The 11,428-nt window shown below is 53.7% G+C and carries 7 protein-coding genes; all 7 read right to left on the reverse strand.

Features of this window, described 5'->3' with window-relative positions:
• Positions 1-70: 70 nt before the first annotated feature.
• Genes D7M11_RS10420 through D7M11_RS10450 form a run of 7 tightly spaced genes read right to left on the reverse strand, consistent with a single transcriptional unit; the run spans position 71 to position 11,390 of the window.
• Positions 71-943, reverse strand: coding sequence for a carbohydrate ABC transporter permease (locus tag D7M11_RS10420; protein ID WP_240041042.1), 873 nt, complete (start codon positions 941-943; stop codon positions 71-73).
• Positions 940-3,213: a DUF5696 domain-containing protein gene (locus D7M11_RS10425; RefSeq protein ID WP_120747142.1), complete on the reverse strand. Its 2,274-nt coding sequence runs from the start codon at positions 3,211-3,213 to the stop codon at positions 940-942. Before D7M11_RS10425 ends, D7M11_RS10420 begins: the two co-directional genes overlap by 4 nt.
• The gene (locus D7M11_RS10430; protein ID WP_120747143.1) at positions 3,210-5,354 is read right to left on the reverse strand and encodes a tetratricopeptide repeat protein; all 2,145 of its coding nucleotides are present in this window, start codon (positions 5,352-5,354) and stop codon (positions 3,210-3,212) included. The genes D7M11_RS10425 and D7M11_RS10430 overlap by 4 nt, the downstream gene beginning before the upstream one ends.
• A 28-nt stretch (positions 5,355-5,382) precedes the next feature.
• A complete protein-coding gene (locus D7M11_RS10435; RefSeq protein ID WP_120747144.1) occupies positions 5,383-6,300 on the reverse strand; it encodes a carbohydrate ABC transporter permease in 918 nt (305 codons plus the stop codon).
• Positions 6,300-7,277, reverse strand: coding sequence for a carbohydrate ABC transporter permease (locus D7M11_RS10440; RefSeq protein ID WP_120747145.1), 978 nt, complete (start codon positions 7,275-7,277; stop codon positions 6,300-6,302). The genes D7M11_RS10435 and D7M11_RS10440 overlap by 1 nt, the downstream gene beginning before the upstream one ends.
• Positions 7,264-10,248: an extracellular solute-binding protein gene (locus tag D7M11_RS10445; RefSeq protein WP_120747146.1), complete on the reverse strand. Its 2,985-nt coding sequence runs from the start codon at positions 10,246-10,248 to the stop codon at positions 7,264-7,266. Before D7M11_RS10445 ends, D7M11_RS10440 begins: the two co-directional genes overlap by 14 nt.
• Positions 10,249-10,271: 23 nt before the next feature.
• Complete coding sequence (locus D7M11_RS10450; protein ID WP_120747147.1) at positions 10,272-11,390, reverse strand: ABC transporter ATP-binding protein; 1,119 nt, start codon at positions 11,388-11,390, stop codon at positions 10,272-10,274.
• Positions 11,391-11,428: the final 38 nt, after the last annotated feature.

The raw sequence follows: 11,428 nt of genomic DNA on the forward strand, positions 1-11,428 counted from the left end.
GCCGGGCTCTCCCATCTGGTAAAGCCCGGCATTAGGTGATTGGCGAGATGCGTACAGAAGCTTATCGTGACTATCGGGCACCGAGGCTGGACGCCTTCTGAACTCTTTGGAACACCCATAGCACGAGCCCAAGGAAGACGAGGATAATGATAAAGTAGATCCACGCCAAAGCGCTTGATTGGCCATAGTTGCTGCTGTTGACCTGTGTTAATATCGGGTTCGTCGGGAACGTGAACAGGTCGACCGTCGTATAAATCAGGTTCAGCAGGATAAAAGGCGTCATGCCGGGAAGCGTAATTTTCCAGAATACTTCCCATGGCGTCGCGCCGTCGATTCTCGCCGCCTCGTAAACGGAAATACCGATCGTTTGCCGTCCGGCAAGGAAGATCAGAATCTGCACCCCGGAATACCAGAGAATCAGGACGAACGAGCCCATGACGGTAATGATCGGACTGGCCCATGTGGCCGACAAGTTCGTTGATACGAGAGACGTAACATTATACCGCGAGATGAAGCCGAGATCGCCTTCGCCCTGGTTCATGAATTCCCGCACGACCTGCCCGGTTGTGAAAATAACGGGCAGGAAGAAAATCGAGCGGAACAGAGCGCGTCCTGCAAACTTCTGGTTCAGCATGATCGCCACGAGCAAAGAGAAGATCAAGATGATCGGGAGCATAATGAGCGACTGCCGCAGAAACGGGAACAGCTGATTGTACAGGATCGCGGCGTTCTCGAGCATGATGTACTTATAATGCTTCAGACCGACAGGCGTAATCTCGATTCCGGTACCCAGAATCCGCACTTGATGAAAGCTCATGTAGAGCGAATAACCGAGCGGGAACAACATAAACGCCAAAAATCCGATGGCCCACGGGGCGATAAAGAGCGTTCCTTCCACTTTGCGGATTGTTTGGCCCGACAGCCTCCTTTTTTTGGTCGTCACCGTGTCGTTCCTCCTTTCACGATCTGATAATCAAGCGGTCTGACGGTAACGCCTCCGCTCGAATAGGTCGTGTTGCCGTAATTGACGATAATGCGCTTGCCGTTTGCGTACGTTGTTTCTTTTACATCGGTCGCCAGCGTACGATGGTTTACGATGAATTGGTTCTGCACGTCGCCGAGCGCTTCGTTCATTTTTTGATATTGCTGGACCGCTTCCGTCTCCCATCCACGGTAATCCGGGCTGTACAGATGGAGCTCGTCGGCGTTCTTGAAATCTTCGGCGTTGTCCGCAATGAAGATGAACGACGGGGAAGAGCCGTACTCCAGGTCGCGCAAAAATTGCTTCTGATATTCTTGGCGTTCGTTAATATACTGCGATGTGTAGTTGACCAGTCCGTGCAGCGCGATCTGGACGAACGGAATCGACGTTTCCGAGAACGAGTCGTACGAATAATCGTCGATAAGCTTATCTATTGTGCTCAGGTACGGGAACGAGAAGCTGCTAGACTTCGATCCTCTAACATCCAGCGATGCATCCTTGAATCGCTGAATCAGCTCTTGCTGCTTCTTCCGGGCGTCCTCGCGGGAAACCGGGAAGTTCGTATTGAAGTCGCTGTTGACCGTGCGGCCGAGACCTTCCGGATTGAAGCCGATCGTTCCGAGCGAAACGCCGTCGACGCCGAGGCTTTTGAAATACGGAATGTCTTTATCGAATACTTTATCCAGGTAACCGAGGCTGACGATCGTTTGGTTCTTTTTCAGAACTGTGCCGCCCAGGTCGCGAAGACCGTTTACTCGCCGATTAAAGCTGGCCGCACTCAAATTGTTGAACATGTAGTTCGTGTCGAGATATACCGGGATATCGTACGTATGGGCGAACTGGACGAACTGTTTCATCCCTTTGGCGCCGCCCAGCCTGCTGTCGACCGGCAGCGGAGCTCCCAGATCGCTGTAGCCGCCTTCCGCCCAGCCCATATAGTTGACGGTCATATTGTCGATGCCAGCGCCGTACAGCCGTTGTACGATCTTCATGGCGTCCGCCGTCGTCGTGGCCTTCAAGTAGGCGTCGGTAATCAGTCCGTTTTGCCGTTCCGCGCCGACAATATTAATCGCCATCGGCAGCTTCGAGGAATTTTTCGGCTTGACTACCTGCATTTTTTGCGCATCCATCAAATATTGGCGGTACCTCTCGGCCATGCCGACATAGTTCGCCTTCGGTTTGTCCAGCATAATATAACGAACGGCGCGGTTGCCCGAGAAGCGGTCTGTCTTGTTGTAGGTAGTGAAGAAGCGGCCCTTCTGTTCGTTCGTTACTTGTCTATAAGTGGAACGGTAGTTTTGCTGAGCTGTAATCCAGTTGTAGTTACTGAACACGCCGGATGGCGAAGCGACTACGTCGGAAAGCTCCGCGCCGTCCTCGATGACCGTGAGGAAGCCTTTGTCTCCGGATTTGGCGCCGAATACGGGAATTTGTATCGGGCTCCGGGACTGCGGCTCGTCATTGGCCTTGAACGATGCATCGGTGCCGTAGACCGGCTCCTGGTAAATCCGGTTCACGTTCGTGTTGTGCTGGCTGTACGGAATTAAAGCGCCGGAACCGTCCGGAATGAACAGATACCCTTCCTGGCCGTTCGAATGGGCCGCACCGAAGAACGGATACAGCCGAATCCAGATCAGGCTGAGGCTGCCTTCCTTGACGCCGGAATCGATAATTTTCGTGACGACGGAGTCGCCTTCCAGCTTAACCTCGATCGGAATCGTAAATTGCTTGGACGGCATATCAAACGTCAGCTTGAAGCCACCGTCGATGTTCGATACGTCGATGATTTTACCTTGCTCCTCGAGCAGGTTGGTTTCTTTCGGCTGAGTAACTTTGCCCGTCAAGTCGATATAACGAAGCATGACGGGGGAGCGAAGATGGTTTCTCCAAGAGCCTTCCTGAGTTTCCGTAAGCCAGTCCTCAGGCTCCGGATACGATCTCCATACGTTGCCGTTTCGTTTGTCGGTGACGTTGAAATGGCCTGTTTTGGCGTCGAGCTTCAGCTCCAGCTGCCCGTTTTGGGCCACCGTTTTGAAGTCTTCTTCCTGCGGCAGCTCCTTGAGGCCTTTTTCGACCTTGAGTGCGCCTACGTTCGCTTGCTGGGCCGCAGCAGCGGTCCCGCGATCAAGCGAACTGATATCGAGACGGGTGATGACGAACAGAAGCAGGGCGATGATCAGCACGGACCATACCCAAACTTTAATCGGTACTCGCTTGAGCAGCTTCTTCATCGCATCCTCACCTCCTGATACACCTCATAAATAAAGTCTTTCAAGTCGCTGCTGAGACCGATGATGACGAGCGCCAGGATGGCAAGCGTCGCAAACGCGACCAGCGTAAGGAAAATATTCATGATCGTTTCGCCGACGGTATAGTTTTGCAGCGCTTGAATTTTCCAGAAAATCATCAAGCCGGTCCAAACATACAGCACGTTTTGGAGGAAGTCGTAAATCGCTTGCTCCGACAGCGTCATTCCGTTCGAGATAATAGCCAGCGGAATGCCGACCAGGATAAGCGGGATCAGCGCATAAGCGCTGCCGACGAATACGTCCTTGAAACGGCCTTCGCCGCGGTAGATCGAGCTGACCAGATAATTGGCGACGACCCAGCCGAGCCATACGAGCGCGTATTGGATGAGCAGTCCGATCAGATTGACCCGGCGGATGTCGACCATATTAAAGGAGAAGCTTGTGAACAGCTTCAGTACGATCAGCGACGTTGCGGCAAGCACGAGCAGGATCAAGGCGCCGCGGTAACCGCCTTTCGACTCGAAACGCAGGGCGGTAAAGCCGTCGATCGGACGCTTCAGCATGTAGAACATATGCTTGAACTGTACGATAAATTGGTTCGTCGAGCGTTTCCGGGCCCGCCATGCTTTGCGCCATTTCGTTTTGCGCGTTGCTTTTTCGAGCACGAAGTACAAGATGACCAAAATAACGAGAGAAGAAGCGAAGAGCGAGAAGTTTTTCTGGAACCATTTCAAACGAATTTGCCAGAACGCGTCGGAGTAGCCTTTATGGTCGTCTCCACGCTTGAACAGCTCGAGCGCTTCCTCGTAGTTGCCCTGCTTGTATGCCGCCTTTGCAAGACCGAGGACGGCCGGCGCAAAGTTGGCGTTCAGGCGCAGCACCTCGCGCCAGTGCGATTCGCTCTCCTCGTAGCGGCCTTGCAGCGTCAGCTTGTTCGCTTCGTTTACTTTGTTGCCGAATTCGGACAAGCGGAACAGCTGGATGACGCCTTCCTGACCGTCGAGCAGGAACAGATCGTTGCGAGAGTTGGCGTCTACGGCAACCGGGTTTTTCATCAGTCCGAGCTGAGTCGTGTTGGCCGATGACGGGCCGGCCCAGAAAAACAGCAGATTGCCATTGGCATCGTACTGGTTAATATATTTGTAAGAAGAGTCGATCGCCGTCATGTTGCCGTTCGAGTCGATCGCGATATCGATCAGCTGCGGCGTCACTTGACCGCCGGTAGCGAATTTGATCTCCATCCGTCTTACTTCGCCGAACACTTTGTCTTCCATCAAGTTGAGACCTTTGATACTGAGCTTTTTGATCTGCTCGTTCTTGATCCCTTGGCCGGCCGTCGTCGTGTACATGAACCCGTCGTGGTCAACGGCGACGCTGCTGATGGCGCCCGGCAGCTTGCTGATTTCGTTCGCGTACATTTGTTTCGTGTACAGCAGCCGCTTCATCGCGTCAAGAGGAGAGAAGATCGTCTTGTTCGCGCCGTAGAAGCTTTGGAACTCGCCGTCCGGATCGAGCTGGAGCAGACCTTGGTAACCGCCGAGCACGGCGATATACAGAAATCCGCGTTTGTCGACGACAAGTCTCGTCGGGTCGTACTTGAACGATTCCGGAATATATTTCGATTCCGGCTTGCCGTAAGCTTGGATGAATTTGCCGTCTTTGTCGAGACGGACAACCCGTTTGTTGCCGGTGTCGGCTACGTAAATATCAAGGTTGTCGGTTACGAACACGCCCTCCGGCTTGTTAAACGCGAGTCCCTTCATAGCCTCTTTATCCGGGGCGATGAAACGGATAAATTCGCCGGCCGGACTAAATTCGACGATCCGGCTGTTGCCGGTGTCGGCTACATAAATATGGTCGTTTTTATCGACGAACAAATCTTTCGGGTTTTGCAGCGGCGAAGATTTCAATTCACCGGGCTTATCTTTGTCGGGAATCGCCAGATCTTTGCCAAAAATTCCTTCAGGCGTATAAGCTGGCTGTGTCCATATAAGGCGTCCTTGCTTCTCTTTCGAGTTCGTCCAGTAAGGCACTTCCGCGAATGCGGCCAGCGGCAGAAGAGCCGAGGCGGCAAGCATCAGGACGAGGAGTGCAAGGATCCGCCGGCTGTTGCTAAGTTTCATGGTCAGACCTCCGAATCTGTCGTGTCCTTTATTTGATGCCGGAATGCGCCATTGTGGCGATAACTTTACGCTGGTAGAACAAGAAGAACAGCAAGTTCGGAAGGAACAGAATCAGCGTTGCAGCTGCGGCTGCCCCTTGTCTTGCGACGTTGTTTACGGCACCTGTCGTAATCGTGCTAAGGAAGAACGGGAACGTCTTCATCGACTCGTCTTGCATGAACAGACGGGATGTTTCCGTGTCGCCCCATGCCGCCTGGAACGTCAGGATGGCGACTGTGGCGACCGCAGGCATAATAAGCGGAATGACGATTCGGAAAAAGATCGTAAATTCTCGCGCCCCGTCGATCTTGGCCGCTTCCAGCAGCTCCTTCGGCACATTGGTGTCGACGAACCCCTTCATCAGGAATACGCTGACCGGAGCCGCCAAGTGCGGCAGCAAGTGACCCAAATAGTTGTTCATGATACCCAGATTTGATGCAACCAGATATCGCGGAATGCCGACGGTTTCCGCCGCGAACATAAGCGTCAGCAAGATCGTCGCGAACAATACGTTACGTCCCGGAAACTCGTGCTTCGACAGCGGGTAGGCGCACAAGGCGCTGACGATGACGACGCCGATAACGGTCAGGACGGTTGAGACGATACTGTTGAACAAGTAGCGCGTTACCGGCACGACCGAGGAGCTCGACAGGACGAACAGCTCCCTGAAGTTGTTGAATGTCGGATTTTCAACGTAAGGCCGCGGCGGAACTAGGAACAGTTCCTGATACGGCTTTAGCGATTGAGCGAAAACGAATACGATCGGAATCAGCATAAACAGCGACAGCAGCGTAAGGAGCACATACAGCACCTTTTGGAACGAATCCGCTCTTTCGACCCTGTTTTTTCTTTTGTTCCGGATCGACGTAAACAAACGTTTGACCGGGTTACTAGCGAGGCTAGCCATTATTCATCACCTCGTGTTCCGAATAGCTTATGGCTAAGCTTATTGGCCATATACATCATGACGAGCAGGAAGACGGATATGGCGGACGCGTAACCCATCTCGAAGCGAACTTCCCCATAGTCCTGAATATGACTCATCAGCACGTGGCCGGCATATTGCGGCGTCGGGAACTGGCCCGAAAGCTGCTGCCCGATTGCACCCGCTTTGAATGCGCCTACGATCGCCATAACGGCGCTGAACAGCATTAGCGGTTTCATCGAAGGGATCGTAATGTACCAGATTTCCTGCAGGCGGCTCTTGATGCCGTCGATGCGGCCCGCCTCGTACAGCTCCTTGTTGACGCCCAGCAAGCCGGCGAGTTGGGCGAGGAAGCCGACGCCCATACTGCCCCAGAGGGTGACGACAACCATCGAGCCCATCAAATACTTGACGTCCGTTACGAACAGGATCGGCTTGTCGATGATGCCGAGCCCAAGCAGCATGCTGTTCAAATAACCGATCCGGTCGCCCAAAAGCAGCGGAATCCAGACCGCGGCCATCGCCGGGCCGGCGACCAGCGACGGACTGTAAATGATGAGCGCATATATCGTTCTCTGAAAGTTCGGCAGCTGCGAGATAAGCCACGCCAGAATGAAGGAGGCGATGTAGCCCCCAGGTCCGATCAGCAGAGCGAATTTGATCGTATTCGGCAGTGCGTTTTTCAAAAATATAAGGTCCTGCGATAGCAAATACAAGTAGTTTTGCCAGCCGACGAAGCGGGGCGGCTGCAGGGCGTTAAAGTACGTAAAACTAAGCAAGATAGCCAGTACGACAGGGATTACAATAAAAGCCAAGAAACAGAGCAGAAACGGTGCGATAAACAGATAAGAAATCCGGTACGACCAAATCAGCTTCATGTAGTCGTTCACTCGCGTACCGAATCCGGCCTTCCGGTTATTGCTCAGGGGAACCGTCATTCCGGCTTCATTTTGGGACATATCGGTCAACCCCTTCCCACGGTTTGGTGACTTGCGGTAGATCCAGCGTATGGAGTACGGTGCCGTCAGGAGAAATAAAGCCGAATTCCTGAGCTTTCCGCGCCATCTCGCGATCGATGTTGACGATGCCTTCCTCGAGCGATTCGCGATAATTCATGCCGTCGACGACGGTACGGTTCCAGGCGTTGTTGAGTTCCCGCGGAACGAAGTAGGAGCCCGGCGGGTTCGCCATTTCCTTATACCAGCGCCATTGTTCGAATATGACCTTGAGATCGTCCTTCTGCCATGGCAGACGGGAGAACGCCTCGATATTGGCCGAGTTCCAGCGGAACATGATGCCGTAGAACGATTCTAGGTCGGAGCCATAACGTTCTTGCACGTCTGCGGAGAGCAGCCATTTCAGGAACGTCCACGATTCTTCCTTCTTCTTCGAGCTCTTGTAAATAAATCCGGTCGTCTGACCGCCGGAGGACCAGCGTTCGACCGTTCCGTCGGATTGCTTGAAGCCCGGGAGCGGCGCAATGCCCCACCAGCCGGTAAGTTCAGGCGCGGCGACGGAGAACTGGATGAAGGTGTTGAAGTCAGCTACCCCGATCGGCATGTCGCCTTTACGGAAATGCTGATAGAAGCTCGGATTACCGCGTTCCAAATCGTAAATATTAAATAAATCGGTCCATTGCTTAAAACCTTTGAACGCCTCTGGCGAATTCAAGGCGGTGCTGATGCCGTCTTTGTTGAAAAACTCCGCTTTGTTCTGATAAACAAACGTAATGTAGTCGGTTGGAGGCACATAGAAGTTGTAACCGTTCTGCTGCAGCGTAGGCAGCATATTGTACACATCGTCCCAAGTGTTCGGCACTTTTAGGCCCAATCTCTCCAAAATGTCTTTCCGGTAGAAGAGCACCTTGAAAGACTGCGTTTCAGGTAGAGCGTAATACCCTTTGTCGTAGTAAAACGGCAGCAATGCGCCCGGCGCATATTGGCTCTGAATGTCTTTAAAGTCCGGGAACTGGCTCAAGTCTTCGAGTGCGCCCCGCATGGCGAAGTCGATCGATTTGTCTTGAGGCTGTCCGAGCGCGATGTCCGGCGATATGCCGGCGGCGTTGGCGTAAATGAGCAGGTTTTCGTCCGGCAGCAGGTTGACTTTAACCTTAATGCCCGTCTGCGGTGTAAACATTTCATTGGCCAGCTCTTGCAGCAAGTTGACGTAATCGCGAGGGCGGTTAACCCAAACGTTCAGCGCCTCATCGCTCAGGTTGGACAAATCTTCCTTCTTGATAAAGGAACGGAAGAAGTTCATTACGCCCGTACCGAATCTTTGGAAGAAGTTGGCTTCCATTTTCGGGCCGTTCTGATTGGCCGGGACGATATAAATCTGATCGAGCTGAAGCGGCGACTTGATAAGCGTTTCCCGAATGGCACCGACTTTTTCCTGCAAGGACGAGATATCGTCCATATGGTACGGAATTTCGTTCGGGTATTTGAGATAGCTGTCCATGTCTCTGACCGCGTTCAGCATAATTTGCACGTTATTTTCGAGGCGGCCGTTCGCTTTAAGCATGTCGTCCGCCATCAACTGCATTTGATCGCGAATCTCTTTGAGGCGTGCCGGCAGTTCCGGGAAGTCCTCGTCGATTTTCCACGTACGGTTTTTGTCGACGACGTTACCGGTCAAGGCTTTGAGTTCCGCCGTAAGCTCCCGCAGCTGGAACGTCGCTTTCTCGGACTCGATAATGATCGGCTGGAACGGCTCGATCGTGGCGGCCATCGACAACGTGTGCTCGCCTTTTTCGAGGTAAAACTCATACGGCTTGCCGGCGTCATCGGACAGCGTGATTCCAAGCCATTTGAGATCGTAACGGAACGGGTAGTTGAGCAATTCCTTAAACGGCAATTTGCCGTCGATTTCGATCGTGCGGAACGTCGACATATTGGATATCGTGTTGTTTTTCGCGCGCATCGAAATTTTGTAGCGGCCGCTTTCCGGCACGGTAAACGCCCACGTTACCTTTTGCCCGCCAAGCTGCCAGCGGGAACCGCCAACAGTATTGAATGTTTCGTGCGACCCGGCGGCTGGCAGCGTGAGAGCGTCCTTGTCGACCGCGATCTGGATGGCAGCGTCGTTTTTCGTCGTCATGTTCTCGGCTTCGAAGCGAATGACATCCTTAGCGCTGCCCTTGTCTTCCGGAAGCTTAGCGGCGTACGTTTTGTAGTCAACATACAATTCCGGCGGCGCGATCGTAATACCGCTGATGGCGATCGGCTCGCTGCCGGACAGCCGGATCGTATGCTCGCCCTGCGGAAGATACCACTTCAGCGGTTCGCTATAGGCGCCGTTGTTGTCGCGGAAAGGCTCGTCGAGCCAGCGGTCGACCGATAGCGATCTCGGACGGATATCGTCGCCGTTCTCGTCCTGCTTGATCGGCAGTTCGTCCTTGAACAGCTTGCGGAACGTGACCGCTCTCGCTTCCCTGTACGGGAACCCGCCGTCGATCGAGACGGCAAGCGAAACCGGTCTGCGGTTCAGCGTGGAGGCGGAGCCTACGCTGTACGGATAATATTGCAAGTTCATCTGGTACAGTCCGGCTTTATCCACTTTTACTTTGTACTCGACCCAGTTGTCGCGGTCGCTCTTCCAGAGCAAAACGTTGTTTTTGCCTTGGTAGGAGCCGGACTCCGCGAGCTTCAGCGATTGTCCCGAAAATTCACCGCCGGCTATTTTGAAAGTGGAGGTGGAACTCGTATAACCTTTCTTGGTCCAATCCTCCAGAGTCTGCAAGTAGAAAGGCTCGAAATTCGTAATCGTATTGCCGGTCGAAGCGGCCTGTGCAGGCTTCGCAGGAGTCGTGCTTTCGGCGGCATACACCGCTTTCCCGGGAGCGTGATTGACGAGGCTTGGGCCGACCAGTACCGATGCTGCCAAAGCGAGCGCGATGGCGGCGCGTTTGTGGTTGTTTCGGCGACGTTGCAAGGGAGGTCCTCCTTTCGTCTTTCCTAATCGATCAGCCGTTGTCCGCTATCCCGGTCGAAGAACAGCGCCTTGTGCATATCTACCGCGACAGAAATTTTCACTTCGTCGTTGTAGAAGTTGCGCGGGCTTGTGCGCACGACAACCAGATTTGGCGAACCAACGTCGAGGTGCAGGAAGCGGTCGGCTCCCATGAGTTCGTTGAATTTATGAATGCCGGTCATAACGGCGTTCGGGAAGGCGTCGAAAACGATTTGGTCGACGCTGATGTTTTCCGGACGGATACCAAGCGTCACGACTTTGTTGACCAGCCGTTTGGCGGTTAGCGCTTTCGCGAGGCCTTGCGGGATTTCAAGCGCGAATCGGTTCGTATGGAACTCCAATTTCCCGCCGTGTTCTTCCAGTCTGCCGTCGATGAAGTTCATCGGCGGAGCCCCGATAAAGCCGGCTACGAACGTATTGGCCGGATTGTTGTAGATTTCTTCCGGCGTAGCGACTTGCTGGATCAGGCCGCCCTTCATGACGACGATCCGGTTCGCCATCGTCATCGCTTCGGTCTGATCGTGGGTAACGTAAATCGTTGTAACTTCGAGCTGCTTGTGCAGCCGGATAAGCTCGGAGCGCATCTGAACGCGGAGTTTAGCGTCAAGATTCGACAGCGGCTCGTCCATCAGGAACACTTGCGGATTGCGCACGATGGCGCGGCCGAGCGCGACGCGCTGGCGTTGACCGCCGGACAACTGCTTCGGCTTGCGTTCGAGATACGCTTCGATCTCGAGAACGCGTGCTGCCCGCTTAACGGCGATGTCGATTTCATGCTTAGGCATTTTGCGCAGCCGCAAGCCGAAGGCGATGTTCTCGTATACCGACATGTTCGGGTACAGAGCGTAGTTCTGGAACACCATGGCGATATCGCGGTCTTTCGGAGGAAGATCGTTGACGAGCACGTTGTCGATGTAGATCTCGCCCTTGCTGATGTCTTCTAGGCCCGCAATCATGCGGAGCGTGGTCGATTTGCCGCAGCCGGACGGACCGACGAAGACGACGAACTCTTTGTCTTCGATCTCCAGATTGAAGTCATCTACAACATTTTGCTTGCTGCTTCCGTACTGCTTGTAGACGTGATTGAACAAGATCCGGGACATGAGCCGATTACCCCCTCGATGGATAAAATGATGGTACT

The organism is Paenibacillus ginsengarvi, assembly GCF_003626695.1.
GTDB classification, from domain to species: Bacteria; Bacillota; Bacilli; order Paenibacillales; family NBRC-103111; genus Paenibacillus_AB; species Paenibacillus_AB ginsengarvi.

Bases quoted from the DNA above. Each gene is read 5' to 3' on its own strand.
- D7M11_RS10450 (WP_120747147.1), bottom strand. From the start codon at position 11,390: ATGTCCCGGATCTTGTTCAATCACGTCTACAAGCAGTACGGAAGCAGC.
- D7M11_RS10425 (WP_120747142.1), bottom strand. From the start codon at position 3,213: ATGAAGAAGCTGCTCAAGCGAGTACCGATTAAAGTTTGGGTATGGTCC.
- D7M11_RS10430 (WP_120747143.1), bottom strand. From the start codon at position 5,354: ATGAAACTTAGCAACAGCCGGCGGATCCTTGCACTCCTCGTCCTGATG.
- D7M11_RS10440 (WP_120747145.1), bottom strand. From the start codon at position 7,277: ATGTCCCAAAATGAAGCCGGAATGACGGTTCCCCTGAGCAATAACCGG.
- D7M11_RS10435 (WP_120747144.1), bottom strand. From the start codon at position 6,300: ATGGCTAGCCTCGCTAGTAACCCGGTCAAACGTTTGTTTACGTCGATC.